The 24,720-nt window shown below is 67.6% G+C and carries 27 protein-coding genes; 13 read left to right on the forward strand and 14 right to left on the reverse strand.

The features are described 5' to 3' along the window. The first annotated feature begins 203 nt into the window (after positions 1-203). From IPG50_35315 to IPG50_35330, 4 genes are all read left to right on the forward strand, one after another. A complete protein-coding gene (locus IPG50_35315) occupies positions 204-749 on the forward strand; it encodes a GNAT family N-acetyltransferase (GenBank protein ID MBK6697415.1) in 546 nt (181 codons plus the stop codon). A 10-nt stretch (positions 750-759) separates the two neighbouring features. Further along, positions 760-1,428 (forward strand): DUF1554 domain-containing protein, encoded by a 669-nt coding sequence (locus IPG50_35320; protein ID MBK6697416.1) that lies wholly within the window; start codon positions 760-762, stop codon positions 1,426-1,428. 136 nt (positions 1,429-1,564) lie between these two features. Further along, a complete protein-coding gene (locus IPG50_35325) occupies positions 1,565-2,089 on the forward strand; it encodes a hypothetical protein (GenBank protein ID MBK6697417.1) in 525 nt (174 codons plus the stop codon). Between the two features lie 322 nt (positions 2,090-2,411). After that, positions 2,412-3,623, forward strand: coding sequence for a hypothetical protein (locus tag IPG50_35330; protein MBK6697418.1), 1,212 nt, complete (start codon positions 2,412-2,414; stop codon positions 3,621-3,623). A gap of 54 nt (positions 3,624-3,677) precedes the next feature. On the opposite strand, the gene IPG50_35335 is transcribed toward IPG50_35330, so the two are convergent. Further along, positions 3,678-4,583: a LysR family transcriptional regulator gene (locus IPG50_35335; protein ID MBK6697419.1), complete on the reverse strand. Its 906-nt coding sequence runs from the start codon at positions 4,581-4,583 to the stop codon at positions 3,678-3,680. A 76-nt stretch (positions 4,584-4,659) separates the two neighbouring features. On the opposite strand from IPG50_35335, the gene IPG50_35340 reads away from it, so the two are divergent. From IPG50_35340 to IPG50_35355, 4 genes are all read left to right on the forward strand, one after another. Next, positions 4,660-5,103, forward strand: coding sequence for a hypothetical protein (locus IPG50_35340; protein MBK6697420.1), 444 nt, complete (start codon positions 4,660-4,662; stop codon positions 5,101-5,103). 108 nt (positions 5,104-5,211) lie between these two features. Next, positions 5,212-6,231, forward strand: a complete 1,020-nt coding sequence (locus tag IPG50_35345; GenBank protein ID MBK6697421.1) for a hypothetical protein — start codon at positions 5,212-5,214, stop codon at positions 6,229-6,231. A 32-nt stretch (positions 6,232-6,263) separates the two neighbouring features. Then, the gene (locus tag IPG50_35350; GenBank protein MBK6697422.1) at positions 6,264-6,974 is read left to right on the forward strand and encodes a hypothetical protein; all 711 of its coding nucleotides are present in this window, start codon (positions 6,264-6,266) and stop codon (positions 6,972-6,974) included. Between the two features lie 109 nt (positions 6,975-7,083). Beyond that, positions 7,084-8,799 carry a M28 family peptidase gene (locus tag IPG50_35355; GenBank protein MBK6697423.1) on the forward strand — a complete coding sequence of 572 codons (1,716 nt, stop codon included), beginning with the start codon at positions 7,084-7,086 and terminating at the stop codon, positions 8,797-8,799. Between the two features lie 92 nt (positions 8,800-8,891). On the opposite strand, the gene IPG50_35360 is transcribed toward IPG50_35355, so the two are convergent. The 8 genes from IPG50_35360 to IPG50_35395 all read right to left on the reverse strand — a co-directional run bounded on the left by IPG50_35360 (position 8,892) and on the right by IPG50_35395 (position 14,744). Then, positions 8,892-9,899, reverse strand: coding sequence for a hypothetical protein (locus tag IPG50_35360; GenBank protein ID MBK6697424.1), 1,008 nt, complete (start codon positions 9,897-9,899; stop codon positions 8,892-8,894). Between the two features lie 174 nt (positions 9,900-10,073). Next, positions 10,074-10,445: a hypothetical protein gene (locus IPG50_35365; GenBank protein MBK6697425.1), complete on the reverse strand. Its 372-nt coding sequence runs from the start codon at positions 10,443-10,445 to the stop codon at positions 10,074-10,076. A 52-nt stretch (positions 10,446-10,497) separates the two neighbouring features. Beyond that, entirely contained in the window at positions 10,498-10,908 is a 411-nt protein-coding gene (locus tag IPG50_35370; protein MBK6697426.1) for a DUF3634 family protein, read from the reverse strand. 7 nt (positions 10,909-10,915) lie between these two features. Continuing rightward, complete coding sequence (locus IPG50_35375) at positions 10,916-11,275, reverse strand: hypothetical protein (protein ID MBK6697427.1); 360 nt, start codon at positions 11,273-11,275, stop codon at positions 10,916-10,918. 32 nt (positions 11,276-11,307) lie between these two features. Beyond that, entirely contained in the window at positions 11,308-11,625 is a 318-nt protein-coding gene (locus IPG50_35380; GenBank protein MBK6697428.1) for a hypothetical protein, read from the reverse strand. Positions 11,626-11,668: 43 nt separating this feature from the next. Next, a complete protein-coding gene (locus IPG50_35385; protein ID MBK6697429.1) occupies positions 11,669-12,340 on the reverse strand; it encodes a DUF2306 domain-containing protein in 672 nt (223 codons plus the stop codon). A 112-nt stretch (positions 12,341-12,452) separates the two neighbouring features. Continuing rightward, on the reverse strand, positions 12,453-13,370 hold the full coding sequence (locus tag IPG50_35390) for a magnesium transporter (GenBank protein MBK6697430.1): 918 nt from the start codon (positions 13,368-13,370) through the stop codon (positions 12,453-12,455). A gap of 105 nt (positions 13,371-13,475) precedes the next feature. Continuing rightward, the gene (locus IPG50_35395; protein ID MBK6697431.1) at positions 13,476-14,744 is read right to left on the reverse strand and encodes a hypothetical protein; all 1,269 of its coding nucleotides are present in this window, start codon (positions 14,742-14,744) and stop codon (positions 13,476-13,478) included. A gap of 428 nt (positions 14,745-15,172) precedes the next feature. Here IPG50_35395 and IPG50_35400 point away from each other — a divergent pair, with 428 nt between their 5' ends. From IPG50_35400 to IPG50_35420, 5 genes are read left to right on the forward strand one after another with little or no spacing between them, the layout of a single operon-like run. Continuing rightward, the gene (locus IPG50_35400) at positions 15,173-15,841 is read left to right on the forward strand and encodes a succinate dehydrogenase cytochrome b subunit (protein MBK6697432.1); all 669 of its coding nucleotides are present in this window, start codon (positions 15,173-15,175) and stop codon (positions 15,839-15,841) included. A 5-nt stretch (positions 15,842-15,846) separates the two neighbouring features. Continuing rightward, a complete protein-coding gene (locus IPG50_35405) occupies positions 15,847-17,772 on the forward strand; it encodes a fumarate reductase/succinate dehydrogenase flavoprotein subunit (protein ID MBK6697433.1) in 1,926 nt (641 codons plus the stop codon). Continuing rightward, positions 17,769-18,551 carry a succinate dehydrogenase/fumarate reductase iron-sulfur subunit gene (locus IPG50_35410; GenBank protein ID MBK6697434.1) on the forward strand — a complete coding sequence of 261 codons (783 nt, stop codon included), beginning with the start codon at positions 17,769-17,771 and terminating at the stop codon, positions 18,549-18,551. The genes IPG50_35405 and IPG50_35410 overlap by 4 nt, the downstream gene beginning before the upstream one ends. A gap of 29 nt (positions 18,552-18,580) precedes the next feature. Then, positions 18,581-18,943, forward strand: a complete 363-nt coding sequence (locus IPG50_35415) for a GIY-YIG nuclease family protein (protein ID MBK6697435.1) — start codon at positions 18,581-18,583, stop codon at positions 18,941-18,943. A gap of 19 nt (positions 18,944-18,962) precedes the next feature. After that, complete coding sequence (locus IPG50_35420) at positions 18,963-19,742, forward strand: hypothetical protein (GenBank protein MBK6697436.1); 780 nt, start codon at positions 18,963-18,965, stop codon at positions 19,740-19,742. Between the two features lie 28 nt (positions 19,743-19,770). Here the strand turns inward: IPG50_35420 and IPG50_35425 are convergent, their stop codons facing one another. The 5 genes from IPG50_35425 to IPG50_35445 all read right to left on the reverse strand — a co-directional run bounded on the left by IPG50_35425 (position 19,771) and on the right by IPG50_35445 (position 24,427). Next, on the reverse strand, positions 19,771-20,322 hold the full coding sequence (locus tag IPG50_35425) for a hypothetical protein (GenBank protein ID MBK6697437.1): 552 nt from the start codon (positions 20,320-20,322) through the stop codon (positions 19,771-19,773). Positions 20,323-20,393: 71 nt separating this feature from the next. Then, a complete protein-coding gene (locus IPG50_35430) occupies positions 20,394-21,137 on the reverse strand; it encodes a hypothetical protein (GenBank protein MBK6697438.1) in 744 nt (247 codons plus the stop codon). Between the two features lie 132 nt (positions 21,138-21,269). Further along, a complete protein-coding gene (locus IPG50_35435) occupies positions 21,270-22,460 on the reverse strand; it encodes a hypothetical protein (GenBank protein MBK6697439.1) in 1,191 nt (396 codons plus the stop codon). A 50-nt stretch (positions 22,461-22,510) separates the two neighbouring features. Then, a complete protein-coding gene (locus IPG50_35440) occupies positions 22,511-23,260 on the reverse strand; it encodes a methyltransferase (GenBank protein MBK6697440.1) in 750 nt (249 codons plus the stop codon). Positions 23,261-23,329: 69 nt separating this feature from the next. Beyond that, the gene (locus tag IPG50_35445; GenBank protein ID MBK6697441.1) at positions 23,330-24,427 is read right to left on the reverse strand and encodes a hypothetical protein; all 1,098 of its coding nucleotides are present in this window, start codon (positions 24,425-24,427) and stop codon (positions 23,330-23,332) included. Between the last annotated feature and the right edge of the window lie 293 nt (positions 24,428-24,720).

The raw sequence follows: 24,720 nt of genomic DNA on the forward strand, positions 1-24,720 counted from the left end.
CCGAAGGCAGGGCGACCCCCCGCACCCGGGCCGGGCCACGAGGGGGCCTCTCCTGGGAGGCCAGGCGCGGTTTGGTTGCCCACTCGTCGTAGGGGCCGGATGTCGTTTGGGGCTCGGGGGGCCCATGGCGCGTTTAGACACGTTCCCAGGGGTTGCGTTGCATGCACCGGGACCACCGACAGTCAGGCGAGTAGGCTTCGGCCATGCTCCTCACGACGGCGCGCCTCGTGGCGTCTCGCCCCACGCGCGAGCACCTCTCGGACCTCGAGGCGCTCTTCGCCGACGAACGGGTGAATTGGGACTTTCGCGCCTACGGCATCCCGCCGATCTCTGCCGAGACGTTCCTCGAGCGTTGCGACGCTCGCTTCGAAGCCACGGGCCACGCCCACTCGGTCCTGCACAAGAAGGACGACGGAGCCTTCGTCGGCCTCACGGGGCTCGCCTACCAAGAGATCGAAGGCGAGGCACTGCTCGAAGTCGGCTACCGCTTGGCGTTCGAGCATTGGAAGAAGGGGTACGCAACGGAAGCAGCGCTCGCGTTTCGCGAGCACGCTTTCCGTGAGGTGGGCGTCTCGAAGCTCATCGCACTCATCCGGCCCGACAACGTCACGTCGCTCGCGGTGGCGGGACGGCTCGGCATGCGCTTCCAAAAGATGGTTCCGTGGAAAATGGTGCCCGAGCCCATCGGCCTCCATGCCATCACGCGAGACGAGTGGCTCGCGCTTCGCCAAGGTTCGTCCCCGCGCTAACCTCCCGCCCATGATGTTGCCGCGCTCGTTCCCGGCCGCCGCCCTCGCCGTCACACTCTCAGGTTGCGCCGCGTCGGGCTCTCCCGTCGGTGCGTCGAACGATGGAGGTGCGAGCGCGTCTGACGCTCCGCCGGTCGGCGTCGCCAACGACGGCGGCGTTCTTTCGCAGGGCGACGGGGCGTCCGCGGAACAAGACGCCGCCACGAAGCCCGTCGCGACGGGCATGCGCGTCTTCGCGACGAGCGCCACGCACAACGGCAACCTCGGAGGTCTCGCCGGCGCCGATGCCTTGTGCGAAGCGGCGGCCAAGGCGGCGAAGCTGGGAGGCACCTTCAAGGCATGGCTGTCGGACTCGACCACCAACGCCTCGCAGCGCATCGCCGGGGTAGGGCCGTGGACCCTGGTTGACGGCACGGCCGCGTTCAAGGGCAAGAGCGTTACGTCGTTTCCGGTGCACGATCTCGACATGGACGAGAACGGCGAAACGGGAAAGAAGGGCCTCGTGTGGACCGGTACCGTCCTCGGCGGCAACGCCAGCACCGAGACGTGCAACGACTGGTCGTCGACGGGCGCGAGCGGGACCTCGGGCTACCCGCACGTCATCGACGACTGGAACGACGATGGCAGCGGCGGTTCTCCGTGCAACCTCGGAGGCCGGCTCTATTGCTTCGAGCAGTGAGGTCCCACGGCAAACCCGAAAGGGGGAACCTTCCCGCTGTTCGCTAGGGTCTCTTGCCTAGAGTGCTAGCGTGCTCGCTTGTGCAGAGGATCAACGCGAGGCGCGCTTGCGCTAGCGTGCTTCCCGGAGGGTTCCTATGACGACCATGCGTGCGCTGGCTTGTTGCGCGTCTTTGCTTGCGTGTTCGGGCGGCACGACCAGCGGGCCTGGGGTCTCTGGTGACGGCGGCCTCAGCGCTGGTGGCGGCGATGGGGGAGTCGCCGCGAACCCCAGCGGCGCTGCAGCGCCCCTCACGGCGGTCGAGGGGGGGCTCACGGGCACATGGATCGAGCAGCGAGTGATCGATGGTCGGCGCAACGTGATGGTTTTTACGTCGGACCGGAAGGGCTGCTACTACCACCGCTACGAGACCGGCGAACGCACCAACTTTGTCGGCACTACCACGTGGCGCATCGAAGAGACTCCCACGCCGGCGACGGGCACGAAGGACAATGTCGTGGGCTTTCCCATCGTCTACAGCACCGACAAGGGCAACTCCCACAAGTCCGACCTCTACAGCCCCGAGGTCCGCGAAATCTGGGGTTCAGGCATCGTCTCGTCCGGGGGCCAGCTCGTTCAGACCGGCACGGCGCTCGATTGCGACAGAAACGGCACCAAGTGATCCGGCGCCGATGACGGCTGGTCGACGCACTCTCGTCGACGTTTGACGATGCCGCGGTGCGCCTCCTTGACGGCGGCGCCTCGCTGCCTACGTTGCCACGACACCGATGGCTCGCTGCATGGCGCCTGGACACGCGAACGAGCCCTTTCGGCTGAGCAAGCGGGGTTGAGCGTTCGTGTACCGAAGCGATGATGGGGCCGCGTTCGCGCGCGCGAACGCGGCGTGGAGTCGGTGGGAGAGCGCGGAGACTACGCTGAGGGCCCTGTCCGCGACCGACGATCGGAAGCGCAAACCGCGGGCCGCGACGGAGCCCGCCGAGACGATGTCCGCGACCGAGCTGCTCCTCCTCTCGGAGCGCCTTGAGGCCGAGGCCATCGACCTCGAGCGAGAGTTGCGCGTCGTCCAACACGCGCGCGACGCGTCGGCCCCGAAGGCTCGCGGTGCGGCCGCGGCAACGCCCGCGTTGCCGGCCTCGCCCTTGGGCACCGCCTTGGCCCGTCACGCAGCTTTGGGCACCCGCCTTCGCCTGATCGCTCCGCTGATCGTCGCCGCTCGCGCCGGTCGCGAGGAGCGGAGCCTCGAGCCTTCGTCGCTCCTCGAGCGTCGACCCTCGACGCGCGGCGCCAACGACCCCGCGGCCGTCGCCGAACTCGCGGCTCGCATCGACGCCCAGTGCGACGCTGTCGTTTCCGAACTCGAGCGCATCGGGCTCGCGCGGGCGACGGGCCATTGGCAAGAGCGAGCCCACGAAGCGCTCCTCGTTCGGACGCTCCTCGCCGAGACACGTTATGAGCGGGCTGCAAGCAAGCTCGCTGAAGCGCGCTCGCCGACTCGGCTGCCGAAGGTTGCGGACCTCAGCGGGCTCGAGTCGCAGGCAGATCTGGTGGCCCGACTCGCGCTGCTTGAGGCGGAGCTCGCGAGGACACCTCCGATGGCCGCCGCCGATGAGGTCGATGCGGCCCGCGCCGTGCTCGCCGAGCGTTGGGCGCGCTACTCGGACCGCGTCCTTGCGCTGGCTCCTCAGCAACGCGCGACTCTCGGACCCTTGCCGGAGCTCGGTGACCTCGGCGCTCGTGAAGCGATCGATCGAGCCATCGCCGCCGTCTCAACGGCCCTCACGCGCCTCCCCGAGGCAGCGGCGAGCGCGGCCGACAGACGCGGCGCTAGCAGCGCCGAGCGAGTATCGCCTGACGTCAAGCGGGGACAACGTGACCTTCGTCGGGCAGTTTCGTTCCTCGAGCTGGTCGCGGGTGCGTTCGGAGCCCTGCTCTTCGGGCTCGCTTGCCTCGCCGTGGTCAACATGCTGCTCCCGAGACCGGGGCAGCCAAACTTCGTTTGGAACCACGCATCATGGAGCCTGCCCTTGGCCATTTTGTTGGGGGTGGCCGCACTCTACGCGACTCGGCGTCGGACGGCGTCGTCCGCTCGAGTCAAGTCGTCGCCGGACCTCGCCCGCGTTCGTGCCATCGACGTTGTCCCGGTAGACGCCGACGAAGAAGAACACGTTGAAGCCCGTCGGCGAACGCGGCTGTGAGGACGCAGGGGTACCGACGGCGCTCGAAGCGCGGCGCCGAGCCTTCCCTCATGGTTACGGCGGCAATACGAGCTCGACGTGCTCCTTCACCAGATCGAGGAACGCGCTTAGTCGAGGTATCGCCTGCGAGCCCTGCCGGTAGACGACGAAGAACGGGGAGGGCGTCGGCACGAAGCCCGCGAGAAGCTCTACGACAGCGTTCCTCCCGAGCGCCTCGTCCGCGAGCGCACTCGGGATGCGTGACACGCCGAGACCTCGCACGGCGGCGTCGAACGCCATGGGCAAGCTGCTCACGATGAGGCGGCCCCTCACGGCAACGTTGACGGTTCGCTCGGCCGCTCGGAACGTCCAGCGGCCGCCGCGCGCGAGCGGCGGATACACGACGCACTCATGCGTGGCCAGATCGGCGGGCCTTCGCGGTCTTCCGCGGCGCTTCAGGTACTCCGGGCTCGCCACGCAGCGCAACGTGCCTCGACCTAGCTCGCGCGCCACCAGCGACTCGTCACCGACGCCGCCGGCGCGAAACGCGAGATCGAAGCCTTCTTGAACCAGATCGACGTGGCGATCGGTGAGGAAGATCTCCAGCTCGACCTGCGGATTCGCGGAGAGGTATCGCTCGGCGATGGGGCCGAGGTAGCGCTCGCCGAAGGCCGGTGCCGCTGTGATGCGCAGTCGCCCGCTCGCTTCGACGACGGTCTTCCGGACGCTGCGGGCCGCCTCGTGCAGTTGACTCAGCGCCGGCTGACACTCCTCCAAGTAGCGCTTGCCGGCGTCTGTAAGCGACACGCTGCGTGTGGTTCGTTTGAGAAGCCGCGCGCCAAGCTCGCGCTCGAGACCGGCGACCTTCCGACTCACGGTGGAGCGAGGCACACCGAGGCGGTCGGCCGCGCCACGAAAGCTCACGCTCTCCGCCACCTGGACGAAAACGGCGAGGGCGTCGAGGCTTACTGTCCCATTCATGGGACAAATCGTCTCACGTAACGCCCATTGATGCGACGGCTTCCTGGCCTCATGGTCATCCGAAAGGATGGCACCGATGACGACAACGATGACGGCGACGGAAAGCGAGAACCAGCGCGAGCTCCTCACGGGCGGAATCTGGAAGGGCGCAGGGATCGGCGCCGCCGTCGGCGCCGTGGGAAACGTCGTGCTCTACGGCATCGCCAACGCCTCGGGCATCTCCATGGTGGGCGAGTTCATGCGAGGACAGCCGCCCTTGCCGATGCCCTTCGCGCCGGTGATCATCTCGAGCTTCATTCCGGCCATTTTCGCGGCGCTGGTGGCCATGGCGCTCAATCGGTTCACCGCCAGACCGGCGAGAATTTTCACGGTCGTCGCGGTCGTCTTCGGGCTTGTCTCGATGGTCGGACCCGCGTCAATCGCCGGCGCCGGAGTGGGCCTCCGTGTGGTCCTCGCACTTATGCATTTGGTCTCCGGCTTGACCATTACGATGGGAATCTTGCGCCTAGGCAGACGCTAAGCGAGCCGGCCCGCTGCGCGACAACTGCCGCCCCGGTGGCTCCTCCTAGAAATGACGCGAGCGGGGAATGGAATCTCCCCCGGACCGCGTATCTTGGGGGAGCGAGCCATGAGCGAGGGGAACGGCAAGGTACTCGGCGGCGCGGCTGTCGGCGTCGGCGGCGCGGTCGTTGTGATGCTCAAGGCGGCTAGCGCTCCGGTCCATGTCGCGGAGATTGGCGTCAAGGCCGCGGCCGTGGGCGGCCGCGAGGCCGTGCAGGTCGGCGCCGTTGGGGCGCGCGCAGGTAGCAACGCGGGCACGAAGGCCGCGTCGGCGCTGGCGGGGACCGAAGGCGCCGCGGTTCGCGGTCTTGCCGGCGGTCACCTCCTCGGCGAGACGCTCCGGCCGCTCGAACAGATCTCGCTCAAGGCGACCAGCGAGCTTCCGCTTCATGCCGTCGACCCCGCGAGCCGCGTTGCCGCGAAAACGGCTGCGTCCAAGGCGGCGCTCACGCCGGCGATGCGCGAGTCGGCCATTCGAAAGGTGCTCGCAAAGGCGGACCACGTCGGCGCCCTCGACCACGCCGACACGGCCCTCGACGTGCTGCAGAACCTCGCCGACGTCTGGGACTTCGCGACCGACGGCGGCGACGCCGAGAAAGACGTCACGGAGCGCTTTCGCGCCGAGGGCCTCGATTTTCGCGGCGACATCGTGCCCGCGTACCGAGGCGAACCCTTCGATGGTCTCCAAGGCGCGACGCGCACGCTCTTGACCGATGGCAAGACGCTGGTGCCCGCGCTGCGGCTGAACGCGCTGCCGGTGAGCTCGCTCGATCGCGACGCCCGGATTCGTGTCGTCACCGAGCACATCGCTCCCGCCCTGGGCAAGAGCAACGTCGTCTACGTCGCGCACCCGCTCGGTGTCTCATCGCTCGAGCAGCTCACGGGTGCGACGCTCCTCCGCTCGCTCGCCACCAGCGCGGAGCTGGATTGGCGAGCGTCACCGCTCAATCTGCCGAACGCTCACGTTGCTCAGGTCGTGGAGATCAACGGGCGCCGCTACGAAGCGCTCGTGAAGTCTGATCCCGCGGATGACCGACATCGGGCGGCGCCGACGCGCGCGATCTTCGTTGACCGCATGGGCCGCTGAAGCGGTATGCCAGAAGCGGTAGATCAGAAGCGATGACGCCCGCGTCCCTCGAGCATGCCATCGCGAGACTCTACGAAACCTTCGCGAATTACCGAGCCTCAGCCGTTGAAGGGTGCCCCTGTTGCGTGTCGCCGGAGCAGCGCGCGCGATTGACCAGCAAGCGCCTTCGCGAGCTCGAGGAAGGCGATCTCGGTAGCTACGTCTTCAGCGCCCTGAACACGTGGGGCACGCTGACCGACTTCAAGCACTTCTTGCCTCGGATCCTTGAGCTCAAAGCGCACGGGTCCTTGTGGGTTGACCTTCAGATCATCTACGGAAAGTTCGTCCAAGAGGGCCCCTGGCTCCCCGCCGAGCGGGCGGCCCTCGAGGCGTTCACCGGCGCGCTCCTCGCCTCTGCCGTCGCGGGGCGGGCGCGCGCCCGTGTCCGCGACATCGTGGAGAGCGCAGGCATCGCGCGCATGGATTTGGCGCCCATGCTCGACACGATGCTCGATAGGGGTGACGACCCTGCGACGTCGGCGACCCTTCTGGCGGACCTCGTGCTCGACGAAGCGGCCGCTCTCAGCGCTGGGACGCACGGTTGGATCTTCTGGAAGGACGATGAGGATCGCCTCTACCAGAAGTGGTTTCTGTCGGGCTCCGTGCGGACGCGGCTGATGGAGGCCTTCGAGGCCGACCCGAACCATGCGAACGCGGGGCAGTGGGCCAGCGCCAGCGACATCCTCGAGGCCCTCGGCGGATGACGCGATGGATCGCGTCACCAATGATCGGCGAACGCACCCGTCCGTGGTGACCGGTAAACGCGCGACTCTTCGCCGCATTCCGTGGCACGGGCGGTGCTGACGAGAAGGCGTGAAGAACCTCCGCCTCCTCCTCGCTGCGTCCGCCGTTGCCTGCACCGTCACGCTGGCCGCCTTCGGGGTCGGCTGTCAGGGGGGCGCGCCGGACGACGCCGCCGAAGCGCAAGGCGCCCTCGCGCCCGCCGCCAGCGGCCTCAAGGTGACGCTCGATGACCTCGCGACCTTTGGCGAAAAGCGCGTCGGTACGCCCGCTGGCAAGAAGGCTGCAGACTACATCATGGACCGCATGAAGCGGGCCGAGCTTCGCAACGTGCACTTCGAAGAGTTCAACTTCCCGATGCACGTCGCCGACCCGACGAAAGCGTCTCTCGCCGTCAGCAAAGGCGGCGCGCCGGAGCCGCCCGTGGCCTTCGACATCTTCGAGGGCTCTGGTGCCGGCGACGTGCGCGACTCGGAGCTCGTCTACGTCGGCTCCGCGAAGCCAGAGGACCTTCGCGGCAAGGAGCTTCGCGGCAAGATCGCGCTCGTCAAGCGCGACTCCAAGTATCACCGCTCGTCGCAATACCGGAACGTCTCTCAAGCGGGCGCCGTCGCCATGCTCTACGCGTCGGCCGTGCCCCAGAACCAGATCCAGATCGGCTCCATCCGTCACGCGTGGGAGGCCATGGGACCGATTCCCGCCATCACCATCGGCAAAGACGACGGCGAAAGGCTCCAAAAGAGCGTCGGCGAGGGCAACGTTCGCGCGAGCCTCAAGGTCGACGCGCGCGTCGCGCGCGGCACCGGTCGCAACGTCGTCGGCGTGGTGCCAGGAAAGAACTACGGAAAGAAGGACGCGAGCGGTAAGAGCCTCGATCGGCAGATCGTCATCGGCGCGCACTACGACACCTGGTACGTGGGCTCCGTCGACAACGGCTGCGGCGTGGCGGCGCTCCTGTACTTCGCGGGCAAGCGGGGGCAGACCGACGGTCGCTTCGACAACACGATCGTGTTTGTGGCTTACGACGGTGAAGAGGTCGCGCTCTACGGCGGCTACGACTACCTGCGCAAGCACCAAGACGACGGGATGCTCGCCGTCGTGAACTTTGAAATGCCGGCCGCTGAGACCGATCTAAAGAACGGCGGCATCACGACGCTCTTCGGTGGTGTCGCCTCCAGCGAGGTGCCCATCATGGACCTGGCGCTCCGCGAGTCGCGAACGGCGGGCCTCTTCGACACGTTCACCGTGTGGCTGTCGCTCGACAAGATCCAGCAGATGTTCGGCGGCATCATTCCCACCGACATCCAAGGCGCCTACCGGAGCGGCATCCCGACGGTGAGCACGGCGTCAGACTCACCCTGGTACCACACGCGCCTCGATACACCCGACAAGGTCGACGCGGACTTCCTCGCGCGCGGCGTCAAATCCTTCGACAAGGCCGTTCAGATCTTCGCGACCTCGTCGCCCGACAAGTTCGAGGGGCGCGACCCGACGCTGTGGGGCGCCGACTTGCGGCTGCCGATTGCGACCAGCACGGAGGTCTTGGCTGAGGTCCAGCTCACCGACCCGCAAGGCAACATCCTCATCGGCAAGGACGTCACGGCCACGTTCTTCTGCGACGACTTCTTCGCCGCCCCGGACGTCGTCGCGAAGACCGACGCCACGGGACACGCGCGGTTCTCGTTCGCGCGCGAGCTTCAGAGCTGCGCGGGCCGCCGTTGGGTTCACGTCTCCGCTGGCGGCGACTACCCGCTCGTGGAGAAGGTCATCGCGGTGCCGTCGCGTTGAGGGGCGCGTCCTGCGCTGGCGCGGCCGCGCCCCAAGATGGAAGCGGGCGCCCGACCGAAGCCGGACGCCCGCCGAATCTCCGTGCCCGGTCTCTACTGGCACTTCTCTTGGAAGCGGCCCACGAACAGGCCCCGACCGTCGTCGGCGACGTAGCCGTCGCTGATGAAGCCCGTGAGGCCGCCTGCGTTGCGCGGATCACGCGTGCCCCAGAGGCCGCGGAAGCCGTCGTCCGAGTAGCCGCCGCCGAGGAGGCCGCGGAAGTCGCCGGAGCGATCGATGTATTTACCAAAGAAGACGTCCTTGTCGGCCTTCTTCGAGTGACCGTAGATGCCGCGGATGTGGCCGAGCGTCACGCCGTGATCGCCGACGACGCGGCCGTGGAACTTGCCGAGGTTCGCCTTCAAGCGGTGCCACTTGCCGAAGAGAAAGCCGCTGGCGCAGCCGACCTTGTCTTCGAAGCCGAGGTACGAGACGCCGTTGTAGCCGTCGTCGGCGCGGGCGATACCGCCCACCTGCGTCTCAAGCGTCGAGACGTCGATGTCGGTCGTGACCTTTGCGGTCTTGAAGTGCACAAGCGTCGAGGCGCCTTCAGGGATGTGCACCGTGACGAGCATGCCATCGACGTGCGGCAGCGTATGGGAGACGAAGCTCACCTCGCGCAAGCTCGTTCGCGGCTCCAGGTGATCCTTCGCGTCGAAGCGCAGCGTGCGCGCGACGCCGATGGCGCCGCGGTCGACCGACACGCTGCCGGAGAAATCGGCGGGCGTGGGCTCGGGAGCGTTCTGGGCGCCGGCGGCGGGAGGCATGTGACCCCAGATGAGCGCGACGCGATACGTGCGGCCGCGCGGGTTCGCGAGGCGGCTCTTCGCGATCGTGTCCTCTTCGTCGGCGCCTTCGTCGGCGAGGGGAGCTGTCTCGTCGATCTGCTTGTCCCCAAAGGCGCTCGCTTCGGCGTTGCGCGTCATCGCCCCGTCGTTCGCTTCGAGGGCCGCGGAGATGCTGTCGATCTCGTCTTGGTTGGCTTCTGCGGAGCCGCTGCACCCGGTAGCGAACGTGGCGGCGACGGCGGCGATGGCGACGAACGTAAGATGGCGGTGCATGGCGGCGTGGCTCCTTGGCGGGCGGGTTGTGCCTGCGTGATGGGAGCTAGTGCACGGGCCGGGCCAGGCCAAGGGCAGGGAAAAACGCGAGCTTACGCCCGCCCGCAGGCGCCTCCGGCGAGTTCACTGGACGCGGCTGCGTTCAGGGTTTGTGGCTGCGCGGTCACGCCCAGGTCACTTCGGCGAAGCGGCGTTGGGCGGCGCTGCGCCTGGTGTGCGCGACGGGGCCACGACGGGCTCGTGCGCCGGCGGCGGCAAACCGTAGGGGGGAGCGACGGTCTCGACGTTCGGTGTTCCCGCATCGGGGGGCGGCCTCGACGGTGGCGCTCCGTACAACATCGCGTGCCCCGCGCAGCCCATCGCCGTCGCCGCCATCGCCACGAGCAGCACGGGGCCTAAGACCGGCGTCGCGCCCCGCTCGGTCTGCGGCATCGGGACCAGCGTCTGATCGAGATCGTTAGGCAGCGCCGCTCGGCAAAACGGACAGCGCTCATCGGCGCAGCGAACGTGGCGATAGCACGCGGGGCAGGGAACGAGCGGGGACATGACCGACGAGGGTAGGAGAACGCCGCTCGCGTGTCTCCTTCGCTCCCAAAGGCTAACGCTCTCGCTCGTGCAGCCACCAAGCGAGCGAAGCGATCCCCAGCCGCTGCCCGAGACTTCTTCGGCCCGGTGGCGCCCCAGCGCGGACGGCGCGTGCCATGAGACGGTGCGAGTGCGTTTGGAGCAGGTTGCGCAGCACCTGTTTGGTGGCGTCGTCGACGGGACCCGCGATGATGAGCGTTGGCCGACGGTTCTCCTTCACGATGCGAATCGTTGCTTCCGCAACCTTTCCTCGACGGACCGCGTCCGCGACGTCGTTGACGAGCGCTTGTGGCACGTGACCTCGATAGAGGAGCACCCGACCGCGGCGCACCGAGAGAGCCGCGACTTCATTGGCGCGTCGCAAGGCAAGGAACGCGAGGGCCGCTAGCAGCGCGACGACGAAGAGCAGCGCGTGGTTCGTCACGGTCTTGTTAATCTGCCTTGATCGCGTCGGCGATTCTGAAGATGGGCAGGTAGAGGCCGAGCGCGCATAACGCCAGGCCCGCGACCGCCATCGCAAAAGCCCCGATGATAAAGGCGCGCCGCGTCGCCAGCGGAACCTTCGTGCGAAGTGCCATCGCGAGTGCTGCGGCACCAGGGAGCGCCATGGCTCCGGGAAACCAAAACGAGGTCGCGAGGCGAGTCAGGAGCGGCACGTTTGCCCCACCAAGGTCTTGAAAGATGGAGCCGAAGGAGCGACCGATGACGGGAAACGCCAAGAGCGCGACGAGGTTGGTTCCCGCCACCAAGGCCGCAATCCAGTCGAGCGCCGTGAGCGGTTGCTCCTCCACGAGCGGGCGAGGATACCTCCGTTGCGCAGGGCCTAAGCGCGCTCTTTTGCGCCGGGAGTGCAGACCCCGGCGACGGCCTCCGCGCTCTTCCCAAGCAGGACTGACGCCGGACGATACTCATCCCCTCGCTTCACGAAGAGCGCGCCGGTCTTCAGATAAGCACACCCGACGATGTCGTTCTGATGCCACTCGTCGCCCCAGCGAACATCGATGGCGAACGGCAAATAGCCTCCCCCGTGCTTGTCCGCGGTGGTGGTGGCCTGCGTGACGCGAACGCGGCGCTCGCGCGGTGGCATGCGCGCGCGCGTGAAACGGCCCGCGTCCTTCTCTTTCTCGGCCAGTGGTTTCAAGAGGCCTTCTTCTACCCGCTGCTTGGCGGTCGCCGCCGGCGATTCATCGGCCGAGGCGAGCGACGGGACGAGAGAGAGACCGAGGGCGCACAGCCAAAGCGATTTTGCCGAAGACATGACCCATCCTTTTCGATGCGTTCGAGAGGGGAGACGACGAAGACAAGAGCTCGGCGGCCGCTGCGCTGACGAGGACCGGCCCCCACAGCGCGACCACGTAGGCGACCCCGGGTGACATGCCTGCCGCGTCGAGGCCAATGAGGAGCGCGCGCGATGTCACCGCCACGCTCATCTGTGCGAACACATGCAGCATCGCGCGACGGTGTCTCACCAGGTCACGGCGTCGGGCTGCCAGCACGCCTCTCGTCATGAACCACGCGACAATCGCGCCGGAGAGGAGGAAGCCCGCCGACACGAAGGCGCCGCCCTTCGCGTCGAACGCGAGCACGGCGCCCGATGGGACGAGAGCGAAGAGGACTACGACGCCCGCGAGGCGCCCGAGCCACCGGTGAAGCGCGGCGCGGCGCTGCAGGGTTCGTGTCGCAAGCGCGATGCACAGCGGGAACGCGAGCGCGGCCGCCGCGACATGCACGCGGAGGGACACGAGCCACAGCGCTTCGAAGCGCACGGGGAGCTTCTCGATGACAAAGGGAGGGAGCTCTTCGAAGTTGAAGTACGCCGAGCTGGAGGCGCTGATCAGCGCCGAGCCCAGCGCCATCGCCAGCAGGAAGAGGGCGCGGGGCGCACGCGCGAGGTGTCGCACGACCTATGGACGCGCCAGCCACCAGAAAGTTTGGGTGTTAGGGCGACGAACTGAAGTTTGTCGCCGGCTACATCCACCCGCGCCGCTTGAACGCGTACAGCGGAATGAGCGCGCTCACCACGATGAGCGCAAGAGCCATGGGATAACCGAGGGGCCAAGCGAGCTCGGGCATGGAACGGAAGTTCATGCCGTAGATGCCGGCCACGACCACTGGCGGCACGCCCACCACCGAGGCGATGGTCAGAGTCTTGACGACCTCGTTCTGCTCGAAGCTGATGAAGCCCAGCGTGGCGTCGAGCAAAAACTGCAAGTTGGAGGAGACTCGCGCCTCGTATTCCATGAGCGATGTGATGTCGGTTCGGACCGCCCTCATGCGACCCGTGTTGACCGGCGGTGCGCCCGGGAGACTAGACTCGGTGACGAACGAGGCGATGCGACCGACGCCGAGGAGCGCATCACGGATTTGCGATGTCCGATGGGCCGTTCGGCCGATCTGCTGGAGCGCCGCGCGGAGTCCGTCGCTCTTGTCGCTGCGCGCCCTGAAGATGGAACGCGTGAGCTCGTCCGATGTGTTGCCGGCGTGCTCGAGGGCGTCGGCGGCGCCATCGACGATGGTCTCGAAGATGCGTAGAAACGCGGCCTCCGCGCTCGCCACGCCAACCTTCGAGCACTCGGCCCGCGCCTCGTCGAGGGAGCCTGTGGCCGTGAAGCGCACCGTGAGCAATCGGCGCGCCGAGAGGACAAAGCCTACCGGAGCGAGGGCGAGCTCTTCGTCGTTGCTGCGCTGCACGAGCGGCGTTGAAACATAGAAGGCCCCATCCTCGAAGCCGAGACGGCTCGATGACTCGATTTCGCTGACGTCGTGTTTCGTGGGCACGCGGAGGCCGGTCGCCTCACGCACGCGCGCCACCTCCTCCGGCGTGGGGTCGAAGAGGTCGATCCACGTAGCGTCCGCGAGCACGTCACTGGGCTGCGTGGTGATCATCAGCCGCGGAGTCTACCCGGGGCGAGAATCCGGCCGAGCGTCGAACTTAGAAACTTGCTGGCCCTTCCGGGCACTCGGCCCAGGGCAAGCCAGGCCGTCGGGCCGTCAGCGCGGGGCGACGCGCCCGACGCTGAAGCTTGAGAAGAGCTCACCGAGGCGGGCCTCGGGGATTGGCGTGCCGTGGTTCACGCCATGCGGATTCCTGAGGACCACCATGTTGTTGTGGGTCGTGGGATCGCGATACGTCATCGCGACCTCGTAGGCGTGGTTGTCGACGAGGCCGTACGAGCTGAGCTGATCGCGCAAGTGGTTCGCACCGCGAATCTCGTCGCCCGTGGTCGGCGCCGTCGGGACCGGGTTCGTGTTGAGCGTCATGGCGGTGCCCCCAAGGGCGCCGCCAGTCTCGTTGTAGATCCGTACCGCGTCGGCCGGCATGTAGTCCCGGGGCGTGTTGCCCCAGTGGTTGCCGAGGCCGAGTTCGCGCATGGCCGCGCTCGGCGCGGCGCCGTAGTCGATGCTCTTGTACACGTCAGCCTCCGTGAGCCCCCCGAGGTCCGCCGTGCGGTCCACGGCGAGGGCCTTCTCGAAGATGCGCAGGTTCCTGTCGCCGGCGCTGCCCATCCCTGGGCTCGGATCGCGGAGGATGACGTTGCGGTCGGCGCCGTCTTCACCGGTGAGGCGCACTTGGTGGAAGCCGTCACCGAGATCTTGAATGCGCGACGCGAGGTGCGCTTGCCCGTCGGGCGTGCGCGCCACTTGGTTGAGGCTGCTGACGATCGAGCAGTCGTTGAGATTCGTTTGCACGAGGCGCGCCGGGCTCGCCCCGTCTTCGTAGTTTTGCGCGATGTCGACGCGGTGCCGAATCATGTCGGCTTCCGTGGGCGCGGCGCCGGGGATAGCCGCGGGTAGCGTCGACTGTCCCGGCGTCACCAACGCGTGTGAGTCACGCATGGAGCTTTGCCCCGTCAAAATGGGACCGGTCTCCACGGGAGCGCCAACAGGCGCGACGACACCCGCGGCGAGCGGCGGTTCGACGAGCGCGGCATTGTGTTGAGTCGCGTCGACGAGCGGGTCGCCGGGGCCGCCAGTCTCGACGGGGTTGACCGGCGCTGTGAGGTCCGGTTGCTCGAACTCGCTGGCGCGAACGGCTTCGGTGGCTCGGACGAGGTCTCGATCGTAGCCGGCGTCGCTTTCGGTGTTGCCGAACGAGTCGTACGACGGTGTCACGTCGGCGACCGGCTCGGGAGCAGGCTCGGGGAGCGGATCGGCGGCCGGCGGATCGCTCATGACGAGCGAGTCGTCGTCGCTCGTGCCACCGCAAACGGCATCCAGGTCGAGTCGCCATCGTGTGATGGCGTGAAAGCGAGACGGCATGGGCAATTCCTCGCGACGCGAACTTGCGAGGTCGGTGCCAGCGCCCGGACGTCCTGCGCGGAGGCTGTCGTGGAGCTCGCAAGTGCCCGAATAGAAAGGATTATGTTGGTCGCCTTCAGGGTGCGTACGGGTGCGATGTCTGCGGACGCGCCCGCTGGGGAAAGCGCGGTACGACGTGGATCGAGCGCCGCCGTCCGCCGCCAAGGGATGGCCCAACATGTGTGCATCATGCATACGAACGGCCCTGCCGCAGCGTTCGCCCATCTTTTCGAGCCGCGCACAGCCGTTCACGGCGCCGGTTTGCACAAACGCTTCCCAAGTACGCGGAAAAGTGCCAAAAGCTGGCCCAAACGGATGGGCTCCCGCGGCCTTGGCCCCTAGGTTCTCCGCGGCTCCCCCGGCACCCCCGCACCAGCAGCGAACCAACCATGGAAAGCGCACAGACCTTCACCTTCATCGAATCGACCCTCGGTAAGAAGGTCGTCATGGCCGTCAGCGGCCTCATGCTCTTCGGCTTCGCCCTGGCGCACATGGCCGGCAACCTCCAGGTGTACCTCGGCCCGGAAGCGCTCAACGCCTACGGCGCCTCTCTCCACGCGCTCCTTCACGGCACGGGCCTCTGGGTCGCGCGGCTCACGTTGCTCGGCGCCGTGGCCGCGCACATCTGGGCCGCGTTCTCGCTGGCGGGGCGCAACCGCGGGGCTCGTCAGGAGCGCTACAAGGTCAACGCGCCGCGCGCCTCGACGTACGCGTCGCGCACGATGGTCTGGAGCGGTCCCTTGCTCCTGCTCTTCATCGTCTACCACCTGCTCCACTTCACGACGGGGCACGTGCACCCTCGTTTCCAGGAGGGCGACGTCTACCAGAACCTGGTGGTTGGCTTTCAGCAGCCGGCCGTCGCGGGCTTCTACATCATCTCGATGATCGCGCTCGGGCTTCACCTCTACCACGGCGTCTGGAGCCTCATGCAGAGCCTCGGCCTCGCGCACTCGCGCTGGAATCCCCTCCGCCACTCTGTCGCGACGTTCTTCGCCGCGGTGATTGTCGTCGGCAACATCTCCTTCCCGGTCGCGGTCCTGACCGGCTTCGTCAAGTGAGCGCGATGCAGCTCGATAGCAAGATCCCCTCCGGCCCCGTCGGCGAGAAGTGGCAAAAGCACCGCTTCGACATGAAGCTCGTGAACCCCGCCAACAAGCGGAAGTTCACCGTCATCATGGTCGGCTCCGGTCTCGCTGGCGCCGGCGGCGCCGCGTCCCTGGCCGAGCTCGGCTACAACGTCAGCTGCTTCTGCTACCAGGACAGCCCGCGCCGCGCTCACTCCATCGCCGCGCAAGGCGGCATCAACGCCGCGAAGAACTACCGAAACGACGGCGACAGCGTCTACCGGCTCTTCTACGACACGGTGAAGGGGGGCGACTTCCGCGCCCGCGAAGCGAACGTCCATCGCCTCGCCGAGATCAGCGTCAACATCATCGACCAGAGCGTGGCCCTCGGCGTGCCGTTCGCGCGCGAATACGGCGGCCTCCTCGACAACCGGTCCTTTGGCGGCGCGCAAGTGTCGCGCACGTTCTACGCGCGCGGTCAGACGGGGCAACAGCTCCTCTTGGGCGCGTACTCGGCGCTCGAGCGGCAGATCGGCGCCGGCAAAGTGACGATGTTCCCTCGCCACGAGATGGTCGAGCTCATCGTCATCGACGGCCGCGCCCGCGGCATCGTGACGCGCGACATGGTGACGGGAAAGATCGAAGCCCACGTGGCCGACGCCGTGTGCCTCGCCACCGGCGGCTACGGCAACGTCTTCTACCTCTCCACGAACGCCAAGGGCTGCAACGCCACGGCCATCTGGCGCGCGCACCGCAAGGGCGCCCTCTTCGCCAACCCCTGCTACACGCAGATTCACCCGACCTGCATCCCCGTGAGCGGCGAGCACCAGTCGAAGCTCACGCTCATGAGCGAGTCGCTCCGCAACGACGGTCGCGTCTGGGTGCCCAAGAAGAAGGGCGACGAGCGGCCTCCGCACAAGATCCCCGAGGGCGACCGCGACTACTACCTCGAGCGAAAATACCCGAGCTTCGGCAACCTCGCTCCGCGCGATATCTCGTCCCGCGCCGCCAAAGAAGCTTGCGACGACGGACGCGGCGTCGGTCCCGAGGTCGGCGGCGTTCGTCGCGGCGTCTACCTCGACTTCGAGGACGCCATCAAGCGCCTCGGCGAGCCGGCCATCGCGGCGAAGTACGGCAACCTCTTCGAGATGTACGAGCGCATCACGAACGACAACCCGTACAAAGTGCCGATGCGCATCTACCCGGCGGTCCACTACACGATGGGCGGCCTTTGGGTGGACTACAACCTGATGAGCACCATCCCGGGTCTTCACGTGCTCGGTGAAGCCAACTTCTCCGACCACGGCGCGAACCGCCTCGGAGCCAGCGCGCTCATGCAAGGCCTCGCCGACGGGTACTTCATCATTCCGTACACCATCGGTAACTACCTCGCGCAGACCAAGCTCGAGAAGGTCGACACCGATCACCCCGAAGTGAAGGCCGCCGTTGACGCGGCGAAGGGGCGCACGAAGAAGTTCTTGGACATCGGCGGCAAGCGGTCCGCGGCCTCGTTTCACCGCGAGCTCGGCGCGCTCATGTGGGAGTACTGCGGCATGGCGCGCAACGAAGAGGGCCTCAAGAAGGTCTTGGGGCTCATCCCCGAGCTCCGCGAGGAGTTCTGGAAGAACCTCTCGGTGCCTGGCGGCGCCGCGGAGCTCAACCAGTCGCTCGAACAAGCCGGCCGCGTCGCCGACTTCTTGGATCTCGGCGAGCTTCTGTGCACCGACGCCCTCGAGCGCCGCGAGTCGTGCGGCGGACACTTCCGCACCGAGTTCCAAACCTCCGACGGCGAAGCCGAGCGCAACGACAAGGAGTTCTGTCACGTGGCCGCCTGGGAGTGGAAGGGCGAAGGAGAGAAGCCCGTTCGCCACACCGAGGCTCTCCAGTTCGACAACGTTCACCTAGCGACCCGGAGCTACAAATGAACCTCACGCTCCACGTCTGGCGGCAAAAAGACGCGAAGGCCCAAGGGCAGTTCGTCACCTACAACGCCAAAGACATCAGCCCCGACTCCTCGTTCCTCGAGATGCTCGACGTGGTCAACGAGGAGCTCACGCAGAAGGGCGACGATCCCATCGCCTTCGATCACGACTGTCGCGAAGGCATCTGCGGCGCCTGTGGCGTCGTCATCAACGGACGCCCGCACGGCGGCAAGGTCCGCACGACGACCTGCCAGCTTCACATGCGCTCCTTCACCGACGGCCAAGAGGTCTGGATCGAGCCGTGGCGCGCCGGCGCCTTCCCCGTGCTTCGCGACCTCGTCGTGGACCGCGGCGCCTTCGATCGCATCATCGCCGCCGGCGGCTACATCAGCGCGCCCATCGGCGCCGCGCCCGACGCCAACGCGACGCCGGTTCGCAAGGAAGACGCTGACCTCGCGATGGACGCGGCCGAGTGCATCGGCTGCGGCGCGTGCGTGGCGGCCTGCCCCAACGCGGCGGCGATGCTGTTCACTGCGGCGAAGATCTCCCACCTGGGCCTGCTGCCGCAGGGCGCTCCCGAGCGTAACGAGCGCGTGCTCGGCATGGTCGCGCAGATGGACAAGGAAGGGTTCGGCGCGTGCACGAACCACTTCGAGTGCATGGACGCATGCCCCAAAGGGATCAGCGTCGACTTCATCGCCCGCATGAATCGGGACTTCATCGCCGCGAGCCTCTCGAAGGGTCGTCGCCCCGAAGGCTCCGGTGGCGGCGGCGTCGGCTGACAGGCGAAAGGGCTCGCGCGAGCGAGCCAATGCGGCGAAGCCAGCCAAAGGCCAAGGCCAAGGCTCCGGCCCGAGGCGAGTTCTGGTTCGTTTACATCGTTCGTTGCAGCGACGCCTCACTCTACACGGGCATCGCGCGGGATGTGTTGAGACGGCTAGGGGAGCACGACGCCGGAAGAGGGGCGCGCTACACGCGCGGGCGCGGGCCCGTCACGCTGTGCGCGAAGCGACGTTGCGCGACGAAGAGCGATGCGCTGCGACTCGAGCTGGCGGTCAAGCGCCTCGCACGCCGCGACAAGGAGCGGCTTACGGAGCGGGGCCGGCTCGCGGGCTTCGCGCGGGCATTTTTCAGCGCGTCGCACACCGACCATCGCGCTTCCAAGCCAGCGTGAACTTCGCTAAGGGCAGCGCATGAACGTTTCGAAGCGGTTGGTGTTCTGGGGATTTCTCGGCGCCGTTGGTCTGGTGGGCGCGAGCACGGGCGCTTGCGGCGACGACGACGACTCTAACGGACCGGGCGTTGCGGTCGACGCCGGCAAGCTCGACACCTCGTTGCCGGACACAGGCGCCGTCTCCGACTCGGCCGCCAGCGACGCAAGAACGAGCGACGTCACGTTGATGGATGCAACCGCCGACGCGCCGAACGAGACGGGGCCAGCGAGCGATGGTGGCGCCGACGGAGCGTCTGACGCTGCGAGCCTCGACGGAGCGTCCGACGCGAAACTCGCCGACAGCGCCAGCGACGCGGGTACGGCGGGCTGCGCCGATGGCACCCGCGATGGACTGTCCGAGGTGACCTACCCGCGGGTGGCGGCGTGCGCCGGCACGTGGAGCGGTCATGTGTCCACGGCGTCGCCGCTTTGCGCCGCTGGCTCACACGTTTGCACCGGCGCCGAGAGCGCGCTCAAGGCCGTTCAATACACCGATGCGATCGCCGTCACCGGCTGTTTCGCCATGAACGCAGCGCAAGACAGCTTCGTGTGCCACGTCGACTGCGCCGCCGCTGTCCCGAGCATCGACACGGCCGCCAACGTCGACATGGGCGCGATCGGTTCGACGTGTCCGTACAAGTTTCCGGGCGCCGCGAACGGCAGCTGCATCTCCGGTGGCCGCATCGACTTCAGCGAGAACTCGGGCACCGGGTGTAACTTCGCGGCGGGGCTCTCGGGCGTCTTGTGCTGCGCGAACTGAGGTGAGGGGACTCGCCGCCGGCGTGCCGTTACGGTGCGGTGCGCCCCTTGCGCCACGAGCGTACGCCACGGCGGAGCGCGACGGCGCCCACCAACGCAACAGCGCCAAGAGCGAGCCAGGCGAGCTTGAAGGTGCGTGGAAAGCCGGGTAGCGCCGGCGTCACGGAGAGGGTCACGTTGCGCTCCGAGAGGTTCTTGGCGTCGACGACGAGGCGTGTGGGGCCCGCCGCGTCGACGCTGACGCTGCACGAGGAGGGGCGGTCCACGGGAGCTTCCGCGGCGTGCGTCGTGGGCGGGGCCGTCCCACGCGTGGCTTGGACGTGCAGTGTGCATGCAATGGGGACGGTCTTGTACGGCCCCTCGTAGAGCGCGAGCTCGACGGAGACGTCGCGAGAGCCGTACCCTGTTTGGTCGACGGAGACCTCATCCTTGACCGACTCGCCGGGCTTCATCGGCCAATGGCGGAGCGGTGACTGCGGATGAGTGGCTGTCTCGAATCCCACGACGAAGAGACAGGCGCTCGAACAACCGGCGAACAGCACCCCAAAGGCACCTAGAAAGACGAGGAGCGGCCCACGCACGCTCCGAACGTAGCCCCGCGGTGCCCCCTGCGTCACCTAAGCAACGATGCGGTCCTTGGGGCGCAGCCGCCCTACTTCACCCACTTGGGCTTGCCCATGTAGCGAACGACGACGTCCTTGAACTCGCCGGCAGCGCCCGAGTCACGAAAGCCAACCTCGACGTTGAACGAGTGTGCCTTGTGGACCACGTAGACCTTGCCGGACGCCTTCCCCGCCTCTTGGAACACATGGCCCTTCGGGTCGAACGGCTTGACGTCCCATTTCGTGATCTCGACGTAGTAGGCGTTGTCGGTGTTCCAGCTCGTCGTGCCCTTTCCGTGGCGCGGGTCAATGATCTGAAAGAAGCCGTCTCCGTATTTCATCGCCTTCGCGAACTTCTTTCCTGCCGATGGCTGCACGTTCTTCGGAAGGTCGACGGTGATGGTCTGGGCGTTGAACTGGTGGATGAGACCCGTCGGAGTCTTCAGCTCGGCGTCGGCGATCTTCAGCTGCCAATGATCCTGGTAGGGCTCGAAGTAGATCGCGCGCGCGTCGAAGGCATGGCCGTTGGCGGAGCCTTGGACCTTGCCCGAGGGAGCGTCACTCGCGGCGGGCTTTTCCACGAGCTTGAAGGGTGGCGCCTCCGCTCCGAGGAGCGGCAGCGAGGCCGCACCCGCCTTCGGCGCGGCCGTCTCAGCCGACGTGATGGAGGCGCTAGAGGCTACCTGCGCGACCTTCTCCTCGACCTTCTCGGCCAGCTTCTCGGCGAGCTTCTCTTTGATGGTGTTGCAGCCGGTCAGGGCGATGACGAGGGTGACGAGGACGGAAAGCTTCATGGCCACGAGTCCTACGTCGTGACCCCGAAATTCTTCCTCGCGCTCCGCGTGGGCACTGCGGCATCGATGGCAGCGTCCGCCGATCGACGGGGTCGCAGGCACGCGCGCGGCCGCTCGGCCGGCGATGGCCTATCACGGCGCGCCGCAGCCCACGAAGAGCGGGCCGCCATCGGCCTCGCCGCAGGGCGTCGCGTAGGGCACTCCGTAGGGCACGTCGGCGCGGTCGGTTACGCTGCTCGAGATGGCGTCGGCTACGAAGCCGATGGCGAGCGACAGAGCTCCACAAGGGGCCGCCGCGGGGCCCTCGGTCGGAAACGTCGTCGTCAGGTCGGCTTCCGAGCAAAGAATGCTCCGGAGCGTATCGAACGCTCCCGTGCGTTCGCACACTCCGCCATCGGCCGCCAGGTTCGCTAGAAGTGAGTCAGCAGCGACGGCCGCGGCAAGGCGCCCGTGGTCGAGGCGCAACCGACCGTCGACCTGCGTGACGTTTGCGGTTACGAAGCCACCGCGCAGCGGCAGCAACGCGCGCTGCTTGTCGACGAGGATGGGCAGGTCCACGCGGTCAAGCTTTGCGACGAGGACGCCATTGGCGACCCAAGCTTCGCTCGCGGAGCGCAAGGGAACGTCACCGGCGCTCGATGGGATGACGCTTCGCGGCTCAACCTTCCACGTATCTGTGCCGTCCCACCTTGGCAGCGACGGTCCACCGTCGGGCCCCTCGAGGGTGCCCGTGGCGGCGTAGAAGAAGACCCCCACCGCATCGTCGTTCGCCTCGCCGCTGTAGCCGACGACTTGGATGAGCAACGTGGGACCTCCCGTTTCCATCGCTGCCGACAGCGACAGGTTCCCCGGCTTGACGCCTTGCAGCAGGGCCAACACGTTCGCAAAGGCGTTGTCGCGACCGCCGTCTTCGTCGCACGCGCCCCTCTTCGTCACGCACTTGGCGAGGCCGGCGGTGGCCGGGCAGGTCGTCTCGATCCCGTCGAGGTCGAGGGCCGCGTTCGGGCACAAGAGACCGCCCGCGTCGAAGCGCAGCGTGCCTACCCCAGTGACCGGCAGCCGCGGCCCGAAGTCGAGGGCTCGAGCGGCGAAGAGCGTCCCCCTCTCCACGCCGCCGCGGCTCGGCACCAAGGGTGGCAGTGCGAGATCGCAGGGGCCGGGGGGGAGCGGCGGAGCGTCCGCTCCTCCGTCGGCGGTAGCGGGACTGACGTCGGCGGGAGCGGGGCTGACGTCGGCGCCCAGCGGAACAACCCACTGACAGGCCCAGCCGGCGGCGGCCAAGGTCAGCGGCAGAAGAAGAAGCGCCCGACGAGCAACTGACAACGATCGCAAGCTCGTCTGAAGTCTATCAAGCGTTCCACCGCCGCGCTGCATCAGGAGTCATCGGCTGGGGCGCCGGGGGAGCGAAGGTGTCGGAGCGCCACCTCGGCGCGCGCGCGTCGCGCGGGCTCATCGACGCGCGTCCCGCGCAGCGCCACGTTGTAGGGGCTGACGGTAGGGGGCACAAACGCCACGGGTTCGACCTTGTACCCCGCGGCTTCAAGAACGAGGGCCCGCTCACCGAGGACCATGCCTTCGACGACGCGCCGCTTCGCCTCCGAGAAGTGCGCGATGCCGAGCCGCTCTGCATGGGCGCTGGCGCGCGTTGCCGCGTCGAGCTGCGTGGCGACGCAGCAGGGCGCCACGAGCACGTGCCGCGCGCGGGAAGCGATGGCACCCGCGAGCGTGCGATCCGTGGCGTCGCCGCACGCGTGAAGCGACGCGACGAGCCATGGCGCCTCCGGCCAGGCCGCGAGGTCGGCGACGTCGCAGGCCTTGGCGACGACGCGCGAGGCTACGTCCAGCCGCGAGGCCGCCTCACAGAGCCTCTCGACCCTCTTAGGGTCTCGCTCAAGGAGCGTCACGCGGTGTCCAAGGCGCGCGAGCAGCAGGCCAACGTAGCCCTTCCCTGCCGCGGCATCGACGACGGTTCGACGCTTTGCCGACGGCCGGAGCAAATGCGCGGCTTCGCGAAGGAAGCCCACCAACTCCAGCGCCTTCTTCTCGTCCTCCTCGCGGAGCGTCGTCCCTTCCGCTGCGATCCACGCGCCCGCGAGGAGCCCTCGGATGGTCGGCAGGTCCACCGCGCCATTGAACCACGAGGGCGCCGCGCGCTCATCAGGCAACTGCCAGTGATGGGGCAGCGACGCTCCTTACGGGACTGTGAGCACGTGTTCGTCGACCTTGGTGCCCGATTCGACGGAGGGGTAGCTGACGCGAACCACGTATTTTCCCGCGGGCAAATCGACGCCCGTGTTCGTCGGAGCGGCGCAGCGCAACACCTCTTCTGTCGAGGCCTGGCCCTGCGCGGTCGCTTTGTAGATCCGGTAGGTCCCGGGGACGCGCGGCTGCGTGGCGTTGATGAGCACGTCGTTGACGTCGACGCGTCCCAGCGCGAACTGCCCCATGGGAGCGCCGCGCACCGGCATCGGCAATGGGACCGAAGATCGCCAGGCGTCTGCGCGCAGGTAGTAGACGGACTGATCAGACTGCGACGGCGCAAGACCGACATCGATCTCAGCGCTCTTGTCGAGGCTGAACCCCGCGCTCGCGGCTCCGAGCAGGTTATGGGTCAGCTCATACCGGACCGTCGCACTGGTCGCCGGCGTGCCGCACGTCGCGTTCGCCATCTCTCGGTCGCTGGGCGCCTTGATGCGCACCGTTCTGCGGGCGGTCGGATCGGCGAGGACGAATTTCTTGGACTCGCCGGGGGCGAGCTTGACCGGGATCCCGTCGGCTGCGTTGAGACCGAAGTTGAGCTCGTAGCCGTTGGCGCTGCCAAGCACTGCAAACGAAGGGCTCGCGGCGACGCTCTCCGGGAAGCCGCCGAGCGAGGAGCGCCCGTCCGTGGTGAGGCGCAAGCCCATGCCGGTCGTGTCGGTGCGGAGCCCCAGCGTACGGGGGCCAGACGCGGCATCAATTGCAAGGAGCGCGACGAGCTCGGTGGTGGTCTTGCCGGCCTCGATCTTGACGTTGCCCGACGAGGTGACGCTGCCGCTCGTCATCGTGTAGGCCTGCACGCCGACGGGCACCGGGTCAAAGAGCTCGCCGGCGCTCTTCTTGACGCCGTTCCAAGCGACCTTCGTCTCGTGAGCCGCGCCCGAGGGCAGCTTCACCGTGAACTTACCGGGCGAGTCGGTCCCCGTCGGGTCAATGCGGGTCTCGCCTTCGTCGACGCCGTCTTCGGAGGCGGAGGTGGAGCACGCGGGCACGAAGAAGGTGAGGCAAGCGAGAAGCGTTCGGATGCGCATGCCGACACGGTCAGCACAGTTCGTGCCGGGGCGCGGCGCCACCGTTTCAGGCAAAAAGCTTCCCCCACTCCGCCGCGCGCTTCCGCGTTCGAGATCACAGTTCGAGTGAAGGTGCGGCCCCTCGCCGCCGCCGCCGCAGAGTTTGCCTGATCCCGGAGGGACCCCGTCTGGGCGCGGCCGTTGCTTGGGCTCCCATGCGTCGCGCGAAAGGGGCCTCCGTGGGAAGGAGGGCCGCTCGTCGGGCGTAAGAAGAAGCGTCCCATGAAGCTCGTTGTCCTTCTCATCGTCTCGAA

The organism is Myxococcales bacterium (assembly GCA_016703425.1).
Lineage (GTDB): Bacteria > Myxococcota_A > Polyangia > Polyangiales > Polyangiaceae > JADJCA01.